12 protein-coding genes and 1 pseudogene are annotated in these 15758 nt (G+C 71.0%); 8 read left to right on the forward strand and 5 right to left on the reverse strand.

Features of this window, described 5'->3' with window-relative positions; genetic code table 11:
• Nucleotides 1-53: 53 nt before the first annotated feature.
• Nucleotides 54-314, forward strand: coding sequence for a hypothetical protein (locus H0E84_RS04385; RefSeq protein ID WP_180677407.1), 261 nt, complete (start codon nucleotides 54-56; stop codon nucleotides 312-314).
• 57 nt (nucleotides 315-371) lie between these two features.
• On the opposite strand, the gene H0E84_RS20635 is transcribed toward H0E84_RS04385, so the two are convergent.
• On the reverse strand, nucleotides 372-2870 hold the full coding sequence (locus H0E84_RS20635; protein WP_180677408.1) for an ABC transporter permease: 2499 nt from the start codon (nucleotides 2868-2870) through the stop codon (nucleotides 372-374).
• Nucleotides 2867-3574, reverse strand: coding sequence for an ABC transporter ATP-binding protein (locus H0E84_RS04395; RefSeq protein ID WP_180677409.1), 708 nt, complete (start codon nucleotides 3572-3574; stop codon nucleotides 2867-2869). The genes H0E84_RS20635 and H0E84_RS04395 overlap by 4 nt, the downstream gene beginning before the upstream one ends.
• A 133-nt stretch (nucleotides 3575-3707) precedes the next feature.
• Between H0E84_RS04395 and H0E84_RS04400 the strand changes: the two genes are divergently transcribed.
• From H0E84_RS04400 to H0E84_RS04410, 3 genes are all read left to right on the forward strand, one after another.
• Entirely contained in the window at nucleotides 3708-4421 is a 714-nt protein-coding gene (locus H0E84_RS04400; RefSeq protein ID WP_257644060.1) for an arylesterase, read from the forward strand.
• A 143-nt stretch (nucleotides 4422-4564) separates the two neighbouring features.
• On the forward strand, nucleotides 4565-7030 hold the full coding sequence (locus H0E84_RS04405) for a hypothetical protein (RefSeq protein WP_180677410.1): 2466 nt from the start codon (nucleotides 4565-4567) through the stop codon (nucleotides 7028-7030).
• Between the two features lie 144 nt (nucleotides 7031-7174).
• Nucleotides 7175-7726, forward strand: a complete 552-nt coding sequence (locus tag H0E84_RS04410) for a DUF3016 domain-containing protein (RefSeq protein WP_180677411.1) — start codon at nucleotides 7175-7177, stop codon at nucleotides 7724-7726.
• 36 nt (nucleotides 7727-7762) lie between these two features.
• On the opposite strand, the gene H0E84_RS04415 is transcribed toward H0E84_RS04410, so the two are convergent.
• On the reverse strand, nucleotides 7763-9748 hold the full coding sequence (locus H0E84_RS04415) for a BCCT family transporter (RefSeq protein ID WP_180677412.1): 1986 nt from the start codon (nucleotides 9746-9748) through the stop codon (nucleotides 7763-7765).
• Nucleotides 9749-9823: 75 nt separating this feature from the next.
• Complete coding sequence (locus H0E84_RS04420) at nucleotides 9824-10915, reverse strand: porin (RefSeq protein ID WP_345776267.1); 1092 nt, start codon at nucleotides 10913-10915, stop codon at nucleotides 9824-9826.
• 119 nt (nucleotides 10916-11034) lie between these two features.
• Here H0E84_RS04420 and H0E84_RS04425 point away from each other — a divergent pair, with 119 nt between their 5' ends.
• Nucleotides 11035-11319: a DUF4031 domain-containing protein gene (locus tag H0E84_RS04425; protein ID WP_180677413.1), complete on the forward strand. Its 285-nt coding sequence runs from the start codon at nucleotides 11035-11037 to the stop codon at nucleotides 11317-11319.
• Between the two features lie 7 nt (nucleotides 11320-11326).
• Here H0E84_RS04425 and H0E84_RS04430 read toward each other — a convergent pair whose 3' ends face one another.
• Nucleotides 11327-11752, reverse strand: a complete 426-nt coding sequence (locus tag H0E84_RS04430) for a hypothetical protein (RefSeq protein ID WP_180677414.1) — start codon at nucleotides 11750-11752, stop codon at nucleotides 11327-11329.
• 243 nt (nucleotides 11753-11995) lie between these two features.
• Between H0E84_RS04430 and H0E84_RS20640 the strand changes: the two are divergent.
• The 3 genes and pseudogenes from H0E84_RS20640 to H0E84_RS04445 form a co-directional block, all read left to right on the forward strand.
• Nucleotides 11996-12364, forward strand: a pseudogene (locus H0E84_RS20640) (BON domain-containing protein); the annotation flags it as partial.
• A 90-nt stretch (nucleotides 12365-12454) separates the two neighbouring features.
• Nucleotides 12455-12733 (forward strand): BON domain-containing protein, encoded by a 279-nt coding sequence (locus H0E84_RS20645; RefSeq protein WP_307774133.1) that lies wholly within the window; start codon nucleotides 12455-12457, stop codon nucleotides 12731-12733.
• A 245-nt stretch (nucleotides 12734-12978) separates the two neighbouring features.
• The coding region (locus H0E84_RS04445; RefSeq protein ID WP_425600458.1) for a S8 family serine peptidase at nucleotides 12979-15758 on the forward strand (2780 nt) is incomplete at its 3' end.

Below are 15758 nucleotides of genomic sequence, written 5' to 3' on the forward strand. Positions count from 1 at the left end.
CAAACGCCACGCCTGCCAACGTCGATGCGCCCCCATCAGCCCAGGAGCCCTGCATGCGCGCACTCTTCGTCGGCGGCGTGGTCGACAACAGCGAACTGGACCTGGAAGGCGACAGCCCGCCGCTGCACTACCCGCCCGATGGCGGCGCCGGCCGATCGCGCTACCGCCTGCACCAGATCGGGCGTCAGGACGGCGCCGTCGCCTATGCCGTCTACGGTGCGCCCGAGCTGCCCGCCGAACACATCAGGCAGGTCGCCGACGAGCGCGCCTACGCCCGCAGGTTCGAGGCCGAGCCCCACGACGTGGAGCACTGAGGCGGCGCCGACCCAGCCGAGCGCAGGCGAGCGCCGTGCGCACGTTGCCGCAGGCGCTCAGCCCTGCAGTTCGCGCAGGGTCACCGACGGCGGCGCGTCCAGCACGCGCCGCGTCGCCACCAGCCCCGCCAGCAGGGTCATCAACATCCCGAGCCCGCCGCCGGCAGCGGCCAGGCGCCAGTTCGGGGTCCACGGCAGGTCGAACACCTGGCTGGCGACCACGCCGGAGAGCACCGAGGCGGCGATCGCCGCCACCAGCCCGGACAGCAGGCCGATTGCGGCGAACTCCGAGGCCTGCGCCAGCCGCAGCTGGCGGCGGCTGCCGCCGAGCACGCGCATCACCCCGCCCTCGAGCAGGCGCTCGTCCTGGCTGGCGCTCACCGCGGCCAGCAGCACCAGCACCCCGGCGCCCAGCGAGAACCAGAACACCGCCTGCACCACCACCGACACCTGGTCCGCGGTGTTGCGCACCTGGGCCAGCACCGCATCGACGTCGATCACCGACAGGTTCGGATAGCGCTCCACCAGGTCGGCGGTGAAGCGGGTGCGCTCAGGCGGCACGCTGACCGCGGTGATGTAGCTGGCCGGATAGCCGTCCAGCGCCCCGGGCGAGGCGAGTACGAAGAAGTTCGGCCGGAAGCTCTCCCACTCCACGCTGCGCAGGCTGGTGATCGGCGCCTCCAGGCGCTGGCCGGCGATGTCGAAGGCGACGCGGTCGCCGATGCGCCAGCCCAGCGATTCGGCGAAGCCCTCCTCCACGGAGAACTCCGGGCTAGCCGGCGCGCCTTCCCAGAACGTGCCGGCAGTCACCTTGTTGTCGTCGCGCAGCGCCTCGGCCGTGGACAGATTGAACTCGCGCTCGGCGCGCCGCCGGGTGCGGGGGTCGGAATCGGCGTACTGCCCGCCGCCCACCGCCTCGCCGTTGTGGGCGAGCAGGCGCGCGCGCACCATCGGGAACAACACCGGCGGGTCGATCCGCTGCTCGTCCATGAACCCGCGTACGCCGTCCAGCTGATCGGGCTGGACGTTGATGATGAAACGGTTCGGCGCGTTCTCGGCCAGCGCCATCTGCCAGCGGTCGAGCAGATCGGTACGCACGAAGGTCAGCAGCAACAGCGCCATCAGCCCCAGCCCCAGCGCCGAGATCTGCGCGATGCTGGTGCCGGCGCGGCGGCTCACGTTCGCCAGTCCGTAGCGCAGACTTCCGCGCAGGCGCGTGCGCAGCCGCCGCAGCAGCACCACCAGGCCCCAGGCCAGCAGCGCCAGGACCGCCAGGGTGGCGACGATGCCGACCAGCATCGCGCCGGCCAGTTCGGCCGAGCCGGCCTTCCACCACAGCAGCGCGCCCAGCCCGCCCAGGCCCGCCGCGGCGACCAGCAGGGCGCCGGGCTCCACCGGATCGAGGTCGCGGCGCAGCACCCGCAGCGCCGGCACCCGCCGCAGTGCCAGCACCGGCGGCGCGCCGAACGCCATCAGCACCACCAGCCCGACGCCGTAGCCCTGGAGCACCGGCAACCACCCGGCCGGCGGCAGCGACAGCTGCAGCGCCGATGCGATCCAGCCCGCCACCGCCCACTGCAATGCGAACGCCAACACCACGCCCACGGTGCCGGCGATCAGCCCGAGCAGCAGCAGCTCGCCGACGTGGATGCCGACCAGGGTGCGCTGGGTGGCGCCCAGGCAGCGCATCACCGCGGCGCCGGACAGGTGCCGCTCGCTGTGGCGCCGCGCCGCCATCGCCACCGCGACTGCCGCCAGCACCACCGAAACCAGCGCCGCCAGGCCGAGGAAGCGGCCGGCGCGGTCCAGCGCGGAGCGGACCTCCGGGCGCGCGTCCTGGATCGTCTCCAGCCGCTGGCCGCGCTCCAGCCCGGCCCGCGCCTCGGCCGCGAAGCGCTCGACCGCAGCGATCTCGCCCGCCACCACCAGGCGGTAGCGGATGCGGCTGCCTTCCTGCACCAGGCCGGTGGCGGGCAGGTCGGCGAGATTGAGAAAAACCTTGGGCGCGACGTTGAAGTAGTCGATCGACGCGTCCGGCTCCTGGGTGACCAGCGCGGCCAGGCGCAGGCGCAGGCTGCCGATGCCGATCTCGTCGCCGACATGCGCGTCCAGTGTGTCGGCGCCCGCCCGGCTCATCCACACGGTGCCCGGCGCGGGAACGCCACCGGCGTCGCGTTCGGCGCCGCCGCGCGCGTCGGCGATGCGGAACGCGCCGCGCAGCGGGAACCCGTCCGCCAGCGCGCGCAGTTCGCCCAGGCGCGGCTCGTCGCCGGCCCGGATCATGCTGTCGAGCTCGACGGTCTCGGTCCGCCGCAGCCCGGCGGCGTCGGCCGCCTCCCGCACGGCGTCGCCGATCGGTGCGTCGGCACGCAGCACCGCGTCGCCGCCGAGCAGGCGATTGGCCTCGATCGCGAGCGCGCGCCCGGCGCGGTCGGTGACCAGGCCGACCGCGGTCACCGCCAGCACCGCCAGCACCAGCGCCGCCAGCATGATCCGCACCTCGCCGGCGGCGAGGTCGCGGCGAAGCTGGGTCCAGGCCAGCCGCGCGACCCTCATGCGCCGGACACCAGGCGGCCGCTGTCCAGGCGCAGCACCCGGCCGCAGCGGGAAGCCAGGTGCTCGTCGTGGGTCACCAGCACCAGGGTGGTGCCGGCCTCGGCGTTCATGGCGAACAGCAGCTCGATGATCGCCTGGCCGGTGCGGGTGTCGAGGTTGCCGGTGGGCTCGTCGGCGAACAGCAGCGAGGGACCGGTGACGAACGCGCGCGCCAGCGCCACGCGCTGCTGCTCGCCGCCCGAGAGCTGTCGCGGATAGTGGCCCAGGCGCTCGCCCAGGCCGACCTTGCGCAGGGTGTCCTCGGCCGGCCCGCGGGCATCGGCGTCGCCGCGCAGCTCCAGCGGCAGCATGGCGTTTTCCAGCGCGGTGAGCGAAGGCAGCAGCTGGAAGCTCTGGAACACGAAGCCGACCTTGCGCGCCCGCACACGGGCACGGCCGTCCTCGTCCAGCGTCGAGAGCGGCTCGCCATCGAGCCGCACCTCGCCGCTGCTCGGAGTATCGAGCCCGGCGAGCAGCGACAGCAGCGTGCTCTTGCCCGACCCCGAGGCGCCGACGATGGCGACGCTGTCGCCGTGGGCGATGCGGAACCCGACGCCGTCGAGGATGGTCAGGTCGCCGGACGGCAGCGGCACGCGCTTGCCGAGGCCGGCGGCCTCGAGCGCGTGGCGGGTGGTCGGCGGGGCGGCAGGGTTGGAGTCGGCCATGGTGGTCCTCGTGGGGAGCCGACGATCATCGGCGGCGGCGATTAAACGTTTTTTAAGCGCTGGCGGCTCAGCTGGAGCCCCCGGCCGCAACCGCGCTTATGCTGGCGGCCACGATCCTCGGAGCATGCACTGAATGTCGTTCGAACGTTTCCGGTATGCGGCCTTCCGCCGCCGCATGCAATGTGCCATCGGATGGGGACTGCTGCTGGCGGCGACGCTCGCGGTGGCGCAGGCCGCCGAACCGGCCGCCGCGCCCGCCGCCGAAACGCCGCGCACGCTCCTGGTGATGGGCGACTCGCTGTCGGCAGGCTACGGCATGGCCGCGGACGAGGGCTGGGTGGCGCTGCTCGGCGAAGACCTGGCGCGGAACCGTCCGGGCTGGCGGGTGATCAACGCCAGCATCAGCGGCGAGACCAGCGCCGGGGGGTCCTCGCGGATCGTTCCGGAACTGATGCGTCACCGCCCCGACGTGGTGGTGATCGCGCTGGGCGCCAACGACGGCCTGCGCGGCCTGCCGATCCGCGAGATGCGCCGCAACCTGGCGCGGATGATCGGCGCCTCGCAGCATGTCGGGGCCGGGGTGCTGCTGGTGGGCATGCGCATGCCGCCGAACCTTGGCGGCGACTACACCGGCCGCTTCGAGGCGTTGTACCGGGAGCTGGCCGATTTCTTCGAAGTTCCCCTGCTCCCGTTCCTGCTCGAGCCGATCGCGCTCGACCGCCAGGCCTTCCAGGACGACAACCTGCATCCCACCGTCCAGGCCCAGGCGCGGCTGCGCGACCACGTGCGCGCGGCGCTGGAGCCGCTGCTCGATGGCGATCGAGCGCCACCCCGTCGCGACGAGTGACCCCCGTCCCCGGGGTGCGCGGCGGGCTGGGGTCGTTCCCAGGTCGGGGTCGCCCCTAGCTTGAGCAGTGGGCCGGGGCCCGGTATCGATGGACTCGTGCGCACCTTTCGGTGCGCCGCCTCCCTCGATGCCGGACCATCGCCATGAGCCTCGATGCCCTGACCACGCGCTACGACGCCGCCCTCCCCGATACCCGCCTGGCCGATCCGCCCAACGCCGATGGCGATCCCGTCCAGCACCAGGGCGAGGGCCCCCGCGGACAGGCCGGGGGCCGCGCTTCGCAGTCCGACCATGCCGCGTTCCAGGCGAGCGGTCGCGAAGCCTTCGCCGTCCTGGTGCATGCCGGCCCCGCCTCCACGCCGCAACAGTCGCCGGCGGTGCAGGCGCGCGCCGGCGCGCCGCAGTACGAGGCCCCGCCGCAGCCCGCGCGCGTGCTCTATACCGACCAGTCGATGTGGTTGCTCGGCAAGGCGGCCCTGCAGCAGAACGCTCTCGATCCCGGCCAGGCGCGGCTCCACGCCGAGATCGCCCGGGTGCTGGTGGGAAGCGCCGGCGATGGCGCGCCCCTGCGGCTGAACGGCTACGGCCTGGCCGCGCTCGGCCTCGCCGCCGGGGTCCGGCCGGAGGCGCTGCGCATCCTGCACCTGGACGCCGCGGCGCGCTTCGTCAACGCCGCCACCGACGCGACGCACCAGCAGGACCGCCTGCGCGGCGTGCTCGATGCGGCGCAGGCTGCCCCGGCGATGACACCGCCGCAGCCCACCACGCAGGAAATGAAGCAGGAGCTGCGCGCCCTGCTCGGCCTGCCGGAAAAGGCGTTCAAGAAGATGGGCGATGCGCAGATCGCCGCCAAGTACAACGAGGTGATGGCGGCCCTGGAGGCCGGCGGCGACTTCAAGATGAAGTTCGGCAAGTACAAGGTCAGCTTCAGCGTCGACGACAGCGGCCAGATCACCGCCTGCAAGGTCAAGAAGAAGGGTCTGTTCGGCGGGGTGTTCTCGGCGATCGGCGACTTCTTCGGCAAGTTCGGCAAGACCCTGCTCACCGTGTGCAGCTTTATCCCGATTCCGTGGATCTCGATACCGGCGCGCATCATCAGCGGCGTGATCGCCGTGGTCGAAGGGGTGAAGAGCGGCAACGTGCTGCAGGTGGTGGCCGGCGCTGCAAACGCGGTGGTGGGCGGCGCCGGCGCGCTCGCCGGCAAGGCCGTGTCGGGGGTTGCCGCCAGTGTCGCCAACGTCGCCGGCAAGGTACGCGACGTCGCACAGGGCGCCCAGGCGGCGATCGCCGCGTTCCAGCGCGGCGGCGTCAACGGCATCGTCAGCGGCGTGCTGCAGGCGGCGTCGACGGTGGCCGGCGTGGCCGGCGATGCGGCCGGCGGGGTGGCCAACGTCGCGCGCGGCGTGCAGCAATGGGCCGACCGGGTGCTGGTCGGCGAGCAGGTGGTGGTGGACATCAAGAACGGCCGCATCTTCGATGCGGTCGGCAACGCCGCCGGCCTGGCCGGGACAGTGGCCGCCGATCTCGGCGCGGGCGACCGGGTGATCCAGGTGACCGGCGAGATCCAGGCCGCGGCCGGGTACGGCAGCGATGCGATCGCCACCGTGCAGGCGGTACTGCGTGGCGACGTGCAGGGCGCGCTGACCAGCGGCGCCGGCTTCGCCACCGGGCTCGACGCCGCCTTCGGCACCGACATTGCGGCGCAGTTCGACGCCAGCAACGGGTGGATCGGCGCGGCCGGCAACTGGATCGGCCATGGCACCGAGGCGTTGCGCGTCGTCCAGCAGATCGGTAGCGGCCGCGTCGACCTGGCGCTGGCGTCGGCCTCGCAGCTGGCCGCCACGATCGAATGGGACATCGCCATCGGTACGGTCTTCGATGTCGATCAGGCCGGATGGGACGACTACCGTGACGGGGTCCACGAGACGATCGAAGTCTGGGCGGGCCTTGCGGCCGACGGCGCCCGCGTCGTCGAGCTGGTCCGCGGTGGGGATTTCGACACCGCATTCGACGCGGCCATCGCCCTGGCCAACGACGCCACCGCACAGGTGGCGCCGGGCACGACCCTCTTCGACCCCCAGGCGGGCTGGGTGGAGAGCACCGGGCGGCTGCTGGAGTACACCGAGGAGGTGGTCGCGGTGATCGGCGATCTCGGCGACGGCCGCACCGACGCCGCCCTGGACCGCGCCGCGCGGCTGCTGCTCGATGCCGGCGTCGATTTCGGCGCCGGCGAGGGCACCGCGGGCGAACTGATCCTGGCTCACGCCGGCACCTGGGCGGGATTCGGGGCGGACGCCGTGCGCTTGGCCGCGCACGTACAGGCACGGGACGTCGACGCCATCGCCTACGGCGCGTTCGACCTGGCGATCGATCTGGGCGGTTACGTCGACGCGGCCGAGGCGGTCGCGCTCGGCGACGCGCCGGCCTGGACCGCGATCGCACGCCTCCACGGCGGCAACGTGGTCGACGCCGGCCTCGAGGCGCGCCGCGCCATCGACTCCCGCGATGTGGTGGCGATGGCGCGCGCGGCGCAGGCGCTGTGCGACGCCGTTCGGGAGACGATCTCCGCCGCATCCGGACGCGAGGCGCCGCTCGCGAAGGCGGCCTGAGCCGCCGCCATCGGGGGCTCTGCGAGCCCCACGGACCCGCGCACCTGAACGAATGGCGACCGGCGGTAGTGCAAGCCGCCGGTCGCGTTGCAAGCGGATTTCCGCGGGCGCAGACTCGACGACACGCCCCGCGGGAGAACCGCCATGAAAGCCCTGCTTCCGGCCCTGCTGATCGGCCTGCTCTGCGCCACTGCCGCCGACGCCCGAGTGCGCAACGTCACCGACCCGGAGGCGCCGCGCGCGCTGCCAGACGAAGGCCGCGTCGGCGTTGCCTGGACCGACCCGGCCCAGTTCACCGAGATCCGCCACAGCAACAACCGCTGGGAGGCACGGCGCGGCGACTGGGTGCGCCAGCTCGCCGAGCACCTGCGCGACGGCACCGAGACGCGGCTACCGCCCGGCGAGCGCCTCGAGATCACCATCACCGACATCCGCCGCGCCGGCAACTACGAGCCCTGGAACGGCGTGCAGATGGACCGCGTGCGGGTGATGCGCGAGATCTACTGGCCGCGGATCTCGCTCGAGTTCCGCCGCCTCGACGCGGCCGGCGCGGTGATCGAGGAGGGCGAGCGCCAGCTCAGCGATACCGGCTATCTGTACGGCGCGTCCGCCACGCGCCGCACCGACCCGCTGCGCTACGAGAAGAGCCTGCTGGACCGCTGGATGCGCAGCGAGTTCGCGGGATCCGGCGCGTAGCGCTCCAGCGCCGGTACGGCCGGCCGGCCGTACCGCTCAGCGCACCACGTCGAGGAAATGGCGGTGGCGCTGGTACTGGTCCAGCACATCGTGGATCAGTTCGTCCTTGTGCCAGCCCATGACGTCGTAGTCCTGCCCGCCCTCGCTCAGGTGCACCTCGGCGCGGTAGTAGCGGGTCTCCTCGGCACGCCTGTGCCGCAGGTCGCTCATCGCGAACGACGGCGGGTCGTACGGACGGGGGCGGATCGAGTAGAAGAAGTCCATCTCCGCGCCGTGGCCGACCTCGATCCAGACCCGGCCGTCGTCGCCGCCCTCGACGCGGGCCGCCAGGCCCTGCTGCTGCAGCTCCGCTGCCACCTCGAGCAGGGCCGGCTTCGCCGTCGCGTCCAGGAACCCCTGCACCTCCTCGCGCCGCGGGTGGTGGGCGATCATTCTCAGCCGGGTCTTCCAGTCCAGCGGACCTGCAGCGCCCAGCGGCGCCAAGCGGGCCTCGCGCATGCTCAGCTGCTTGGTCACCTCGATCCGCATCGCCCGTACCATGCCCCAGCACATCAGCAGCATCACCACGGTGAACGGCAGGGCGCTGGCGATGGTGGCCGCCTGCAGGGCATCGAGCCCGCCGGCGAACAGCAGCACCGCGGCGATCGCGCCTTCCACCAGTGCCCAGAAGATCCGCTGCCACAGCGGCCCCTCTTCCTCGCCGCCCGAGGTCAGCATGTCGACCACCAGCGAACCCGAGTCGGACGAGGTGACGAAGAAGGTGATCACCAGCAACGTCGCCAGCAGCGACGTGATCGACGACAGCGGCAGCAGTTCGAAGAACTGGAACAGCGCCACCGCACTGTCCGCGGACACCGCCTCCAACAGGCCGGTCGCGCCGTCGACCATCACCATGTGCAGCGCGGTGTTGCCGAAGAAGGTCATCCACATGAAGGTGAAGCCCAGCGGCACCAGCAGCACCCCGGCGACGAACTCGCGGATGGTGCGACCGCGGGAGACCCTGGCGATGAACATGCCCACGAACGGCGACCATGCGATCCACCAGCCCCAGTAGAACAGGGTCCACCCGCCGATCCACCCGGTGGGCTCGTAGGCGTACAGGTTGAACGTCATCGAAAACAGGTTGGAGATGTACATTCCCGAGTTCTGCACCAGGGTCTGCAACAGGTAGACGGTGGGCCCGGCGACCAGGACGAACACCAGCAACGCAACCGCGAGGATCATGTTGAGTTCGGAGATCCGCCGGATGCCCGCGTCCAGGCCCAGCCCCACCGATACCGTGGCGACCCCGGTGATCGCGGCGATCAGCAGCATCTGCACGCCGATCCCGACCGGGACGTCGAACAGGTAGGCGAGGCCGGCGTTGACCTGGATCACCCCGAAGCCCAGGGAGGTGGCCACGCCGAACAGCGTGCCCAGCACCGCGAAAACGTCCACCGCGTGGCCGATCGGGCCGTGGATGCGCTCGCCGATCAGCGGGTACAGCGAGGAGCGGATGGTCAGCGGCAGTCCGTGCCTGAACGCGAAATACGCCAATGACAGGGCCACCACCGCGTAGATCGCCCAGGCGTGAATCCCCCAGTGGAAGAAGGTGACGCGCATCGCCTGGCGTGCGGCGGCCACCGTCTCCGGGTCTCCGACCGGCGGGGTCGCATAGTGCATCAGCGGCTCGGCCACGCCGAAGAACATCAGGCCGATGCCCATGCCGGCCGAGAACAGCATCGCGAACCAGGACGGATAGCTGTAGTCGGGCGTGCTGTGGTCCGGGCCCAGCCTGATCCTGCCGAAACTCGAGACCGCCAGCGCGATCACGAAGACCAGGAACCCGGCGACCGCCAGCACGTAGAACCAGCCGGCGCTTTCGGTCACCCAGTCCTTGAGGTCGCCGAAGAACCTCTCCGACCACTCCGGCGCGAATGCGCCCAGGGCGACGAACGCCAGCGCGAGCAGCGCCGACGAGAAGAAGACCGGCGGATTGATCCTGTACCAGCTGGACTTTCCGGAGGCGGTCGATTCGTTCATGGCGGTCTCCCGGTTGCAGGCGCGCGTCGGCGAGTGGTTGTGCCGCGGCAGCGGACCCCCGCCGCGACAGTGCGATCAGAAGTAGAAGCCGAGGTTGACGTTCAGGCGCGAGCGCCAGCGGTTCGAGCCGGGCTCGTCGATCCCGATGCCGGAGCCGCCCACGAACCACATGTTCTTGCCGGCGATCCAGTCGACGTAGGTCAACATGCTCCCCTTCGAAAAGCTGCATCCGGTCACGTTCTGCACGGAGTCGCGCAGACCTGGCCGGTCGGCGACGGGCAGGGTCGCGCTGAGATCGTTGTAGCAGGTGATCGCATCGAACCAGCCCGTGCGCGGCAGTTCCCAGGCGATGTTGAGCGTCGGCACGTCGGCCTCGGCGGCGATCTCGAAAGGGAACAGGAACGCCGACATCGCGATCCGCGGCTCCGGCACGCGGTAGCGGTAGCGCGCCCACTGCAGCTGCAGGGTGAGTTCGGCGCGGCGCCACTGCGCGTGCAGCGCCGCGCCGCCATGGCCGTGGAGGGAGCCGTCCAGGCGGTTCTCGACCCGGCCGGCGAACAGCGAGCCGCCGACCGCGAGCGCGGCGCCATTCCAGTCGCCGGCGTGTTCGTAGCGCAGCGCGACGCGCCAGCGCTCCCGGTAGGGCAGCTCCGCGGTCGTGGCGACATCGAAGGAGTAGCGGCCGTAGCGCGCACCAGTACCGTATTCGTCGCCGGAGAACACGCCTGCATGCCACTGATGCGCGCCGTCGCCGCGCTGCCAGACCACGCCGAGGTCGTAGTCGTCCTCGATGCCCAGGTAGTACCCCGAACCGAACCAGAAGCTGTGCGATGCGTACGGCAGCAGGCCGAAGGGCACCTGCTGCACGCCGACGCGCAGGTCCGACGACCCGTCGAGCTTCCAGCCAGCCCAGGCGTGGTGAACCGCATCGAAGCCGTCGTACCAGCGGTACTGCAGCGAGAAGAACGCGCGACCGGTATTGCCGCTGGCATCGATTCGCAGCAGTTCCGGGTCGAACCCGGTACCGGGTCCGTAGTCGAGCCAGCCGTAGCTGAAGCGCACGGCGCCGCCGAGGGACAGGTCCGTCTCCGCCGCCTCCCCAGCCTGCGCCTGCGTCGACGCCAGCAGGCACAGCAGCAGCAACGATCGTGGCCGGGCTCTCGACACCACCGGCAGCCTTGCCTCCTCGATTCATCCATCCCCGAAGAAGGGTCAGGGTAGCCCGGCGGCACCTCGGTGCCGTGAAGACGTTTGCGTCGGCGGGCGATCCGGGCGATTTTCGACGCATGACCGTATACGTCGACGATGCCGTCACCCTCTGGCGAGGCCGCCGCTGGGCGCACCTGATGGCCGATACGCTGGAGGAGCTGCATGCCTTCGCGGCGCGCCTGGGCCTGCCGCGGCGCGCGTTCCAGGACCGGACCAGCGGCGCGCACTACGACGTCACCGCCGAACTGCGCGAACAGGCGCTGCGACTCGGCGCGGTGGCGATCTCTCGGCATCGCGATCGCGACCTAGTTCGCGCGGTGATCCGCAATGCGCGCGCGCAGGGCCGCGGCGAGGCGCTCTAGAAGCGCCTTAGCCGCCGGGCACCACCTGCAGGTCGTCGCCGCGCCCGCGGACGTCGTGCCGGCGGCCGGTGCGCGGATCGAGGATCCGGTCCGGACCGACCTGCAGTGCCCCCGGGATCAGCCTGCCGTTGCGGTCGTAGACCCGCATTGCCTGGGGTCGCGACGCGCGGTCCCCATCGGCGCGCTCCTCCGGCCGCGGCAGGTTGCGGGACGGCCCCACCGCCGGGAGCGCGAATTCCTGGCGGGGGCGCGCGGAGAGATCGGCGGCCACCCGGCGCGGCGGCGGCGCGGACACGCGTGCGGGCGGCAGGATGTCCACCCGGCGTGGCTCGCCCACCTGCGCGCAGACCCCACCGGCCACCACGGTCAACGAGGACAGCAGGGTGAAGATCGCGGCGAAAACCGGAGCGCGCAGGGACGAAACTCGGGACATCCGGCAGAGTCTACGGCTGCCTTACCCTCGCCACCCTGAACCCCCAACACCGCTCCCCGGAGCGATCGCGCATTGCCTGCCGGGCCATCATCGCGCAGGGGCGCTCAGCCGCCGTTTCATCAGCTGAACGGCGTCCGTCGTTCGTGGGGCGCGCGCGCAATTTTCGGCGCGCACAGTCACGATTCGTGGACATGCCCGCGGGGAGACTTGCCCCACCGTCCTATGTTGGAGCGAGCAATGAAAATGTTGATCAACCGCAACCCCCGCACCACCCTGGCCGCCGCGCTGTCGGCCGCCCTGATGTTGTCGGCCGGCGGCGTGATGGCGCAGGACGCAGCCATCGACGCCGATGCCCGTATCGGTGCCGACGCCCAAGCCGACGGCGACCGGGATTCCAACCAGCCGGTCAACGACACCTGGATCACCACCAAGGTCAAGTCGAGCCTGCTCGCCGACACCGACGTGGCCGGACTGCAGATCGACGTCGAGACCGTCAACGGCGTGGTCACCCTGTCGGGCGATGTCGACAGCCAGGCGCAGATCGATCACGCCAAGCGCATCGCCACCGACATCGAGGGCGTCACCCGCGTCGACGCTTCTGGGCTGAGCGTGGACACCCGAACGGACGGCGACAGCCGCACCGGCGCCGACGCGCATGCCCGCGCCGACATGGATTCCGACTCGCGAGCCCATAAGACCGGGATGCATACCGACGCGCGCACCGACGGGGACCGGGACTCCAACCAGCCCGTCAACGACACCTGGATCACCACCAAGGTCAAGTCGAGCCTGCTCGCCGACACCGATGTGGCCGGCCTGGACATCGACGTCGAGACCGTCAACGGCGTGGTCACCCTGTCGGGCGACGTCGAGTCCCAGGCGCAGATCGATCACGCCAAGCGCATCGCCGCCGACATCGAGGGCGTGACCAGCGTCGACGCCTCGGGCCTGACCACCGCATCGGGAACCGGCGACTACTGAGCGCGACAACAACGAGAACCGGACCCGATCCGGCGCAAGTAGCGTTTGCGGCCGCGGCCCTGCCCTGCAGGGTCGCGGCCTTTTTCATGGCGTCCCGCCCGCAGCCGCCGGCTGCAGGGCGATGCCCGGCTCCGAGGATCTCCGGCGGCGCGGAGGGGTAGGCGACAACGATCGCGTCTTCGGGTATAGAAGGCGCCGGGGGAAGGCCGACCCGATGCGCGGCCGCCAGGGACGAAGGGGAACGGATGAACGACGAAACGATCGGCGGCCGCCCGCGGGCGCGTGCCTTGCTGGCGGCTACCCTGGCGGCGGTGCTGACCGCCTGTGGCGGCGGGGGAGGCGGCAACGTCCGCCCGGATCCCGCGTCGCCTCCCGCGCCGCCCCCCGCCACGCCGCCGCCTCCCCCGCCTCCCTCGCCGCCGGAGCCGCCGCCGACCTCGCCGACTCCGCAACCCGCGGCCGATGCGCACTTGACGCTGACCAACGCCGGCGCAGCCCACGACCTCGGCTACAGCGGCGCCGGCTATCGCATCGGCGTGATCGATACCGGCATCAACCGCGATCATCCCGCACTGGCAGGCCGGGTGACCGACAACCTCGTCTACGTCGGGCCAGGCAACGACCTGAGCGTCGACGACGTCGTCGGCCACGGCACCACGGTGGCGCAGATCGCTGCCGGCGCACCGGTCGGCGCATGGCCCGGCGGCATCGCACCCGGCGCCGAGCTCCTCTCGGCGCGCATCATCGGCGACGAGCCGCCCGAGGACGACGGCTCCGGCGACGGCAACGAGGTCGGCGGCGCGCTGGGCCTGCTGCCGATCCACCAGGACCTGGTCGCCCGCGGCATGCGGATCATGAACAACTCCTGGGGCGGCCTGTACTGGACGAATCCGTCGGCCACCGATCCGATCGCATCCGAGTACCGCTCCTTCGTCCACGACCGCGACGGACTGGTGGTCTTCTCCACCGGCAACGAATCCCGCGCGAATCCTTCCGACATGGCCGCGCTGCCCAGCCAGCCCGGCCCCGGCGGCACCCGGCCGGCGGCGGATCTCGAACGCGGCTGGCTGGCGGTTGCGGCGCTCGACACGGCCAACCCGACGCAGCTGGCCCATTACTCGAACGCCTGCGGCACGGCCATGAACTACTGTCTGGTGGCGCCCGGCACGGTGATGTTCACCGGCCACGACGACACGTCCGCCGCCGATGCGACGTACTGGTACGGCAGCGGCACCTCGTTCGCCGCCCCGCAGGTATCGGGCGCAGCGGCGCTGGTCTGGGAAGCGTTCCCGTACTTCGACAACGACCTGGTGCGGCAGACGCTGCTCGGCACCGCCACCGACCTCGGCGCACCTGGCCCGGATACTGTATTCGGTTATGGCCTGCTGAACGCCGGCAAGGCGGTGCGCGGTCCGGCGAGATTCGACTGGGGGGACGTCGTCGTCAACCTCGGTGGGCACCAGGGCAGCACGTGGCAGAACTCCATCGGCGGTGCGGGCGGTCTCATCGTGGATGGCAACGGGCAGCCCGGCAACCTCATGCTGGAAGGCGAGAACACCTATAGCGGAACCACGCGAGTTCGCGGAAACGCGGTTCTAGGCATCAATAGTTCCTTGAGTTCCCCGATCCACGTCGAACCCACTGGCGCCGTTCAAGTGTTCCAAGGAACGCTGCAAGGCGAGATTCTGAACCAAGGCAGCTTGAGCATCGGGAACAGTGGTGATAGGGCCGGCGTGGCGTTCGCCAGCGACATCCGCAATGAAGGATTCTTCATGGTCGGACCTTATCCAAGCGCCACGTTCGAGGGCGATTATGTCCAGACAGAACGCGGAGTTCTCAGTATCTACCTCGGTTCCGACCCACTGCATTTCCAAGGGCACGCGTTGCTCGATGGGACTCTCGACGTGAACGGGGTCGTGACTGGCTACGTGGCGCGCAGCAACACGGAGGTACTGATCGCCGACGGCGGGGTATCGGGGACGTTTTCGATGATGTCCTGGAATCCGAGCCTGGTGCTGGTCGCGACGTTTGGTTACGGGACCGATCGGGTATGGCTGGATGTCGAGCGTGCAGACATGGCCGCCACAGCGGGAGGGCTGGCCGGCATGACGGCGTCATCACTGGATTCGGCCGCTCGGCTGGAGACTGCCTTTCGAAGAATCGATAGCCAATTGCTTGGGGCAGGCGCCGACCAGATGCGCACCGACGACAATCTCGTCCGCGCGGCCGGACAGATCCAGCAGGTGCAGACCGCTGCCGCGTTCGAGGCAACGCTGGACAGCCTCTCCGGCAAGGCCCACGCGGCGGCTTCGGCGATGACCTTCGAAAGCATCGACCTCAACCGGCGGACGCTGGCCTCGCGCTTCGGCGAACTGGTCGATCGGCCGGCGATCAGCGGCGCGTGGACGCAGGCGCTGGGCGGCGCGGGATCGGCGAGTTTCGGCGGCGGCGGGTACCAGCTGGACGGCTGGATGCTGGGCAACGATTACCGACTGGGAACGTCCGGCGTGGCCGGCTTCGCCTTCGGCCAGACCCGCGCCGACAGCACAGTGTCCGGTGGTCCGGAGCGCGGCCGCGACCGCCAGGCCCAGGGACAGGTCTATGGCGGTTGGCTGCATGGCAACGGCTATGCGATGGGTCAAGTCGGATTCGGTCGCTACGACCGGCGGATCGACCGGCAGCTGCTGCTCGGCAATGGCCAGTCCGCGGTACAGGCCGACTACACCGGCGAATTCGTCTCGACCAGCCTCGAGGCCGGCTACCGCTTCAGCCGTGGCGCCAGCAGCCTGACGCCCTATGCCGGCGCCGAACATGCGCGGATCGAGAGCGACGGCTTCCACGAGCAGGGCGCCTCCGGGTTCGGCCTGCGCACCGGAGCGATCGCCTCATCGCGCACCCAGGCGATCGCCGGCATGCGCGCCGCGCATGCGTGGCGCGGCCTGGACCTGCGCGGCTACGCCGAGTGGCAGCACACCCTGAGCGCAGACGGTCTGCAGATCGATGCCAGCTTCGTCGGCGTCGATGC

The sequence above is a fragment of the Luteimonas salinisoli genome (assembly GCF_013425525.1).
GTDB lineage: Bacteria > Pseudomonadota > Gammaproteobacteria > Xanthomonadales > Xanthomonadaceae > Luteimonas > Luteimonas salinisoli.

What these genes read in the sequence shown, in the direction of transcription:
- H0E84_RS04385 (WP_180677407.1), top strand. Translation starts at nt 54, where the DNA reads ATGCGCGCACTCTTCGTCGGCGGCGTGGTCGACAACAGCGAACTGGAC.
- H0E84_RS20635 (WP_180677408.1), bottom strand. Translation starts at nt 2,870, where the DNA reads ATGAGGGTCGCGCGGCTGGCCTGGACCCAGCTTCGCCGCGACCTCGCC.
- H0E84_RS04395 (WP_180677409.1), bottom strand. Translation starts at nt 3,574, where the DNA reads ATGGCCGACTCCAACCCTGCCGCCCCGCCGACCACCCGCCACGCGCTC.
- H0E84_RS04400 (WP_257644060.1), top strand. Translation starts at nt 3,708, where the DNA reads ATGTCGTTCGAACGTTTCCGGTATGCGGCCTTCCGCCGCCGCATGCAA.
- H0E84_RS04405 (WP_180677410.1), top strand. Translation starts at nt 4,565, where the DNA reads ATGAGCCTCGATGCCCTGACCACGCGCTACGACGCCGCCCTCCCCGAT.
- H0E84_RS04410 (WP_180677411.1), top strand. Translation starts at nt 7,175, where the DNA reads ATGAAAGCCCTGCTTCCGGCCCTGCTGATCGGCCTGCTCTGCGCCACT.
- H0E84_RS04415 (WP_180677412.1), bottom strand. Translation starts at nt 9,748, where the DNA reads ATGAACGAATCGACCGCCTCCGGAAAGTCCAGCTGGTACAGGATCAAT.
- H0E84_RS04425 (WP_180677413.1), top strand. Translation starts at nt 11,035, where the DNA reads ATGACCGTATACGTCGACGATGCCGTCACCCTCTGGCGAGGCCGCCGC.
- H0E84_RS04430 (WP_180677414.1), bottom strand. Translation starts at nt 11,752, where the DNA reads ATGTCCCGAGTTTCGTCCCTGCGCGCTCCGGTTTTCGCCGCGATCTTC.
- H0E84_RS20645 (WP_307774133.1), top strand. Translation starts at nt 12,455, where the DNA reads ATGCATACCGACGCGCGCACCGACGGGGACCGGGACTCCAACCAGCCC.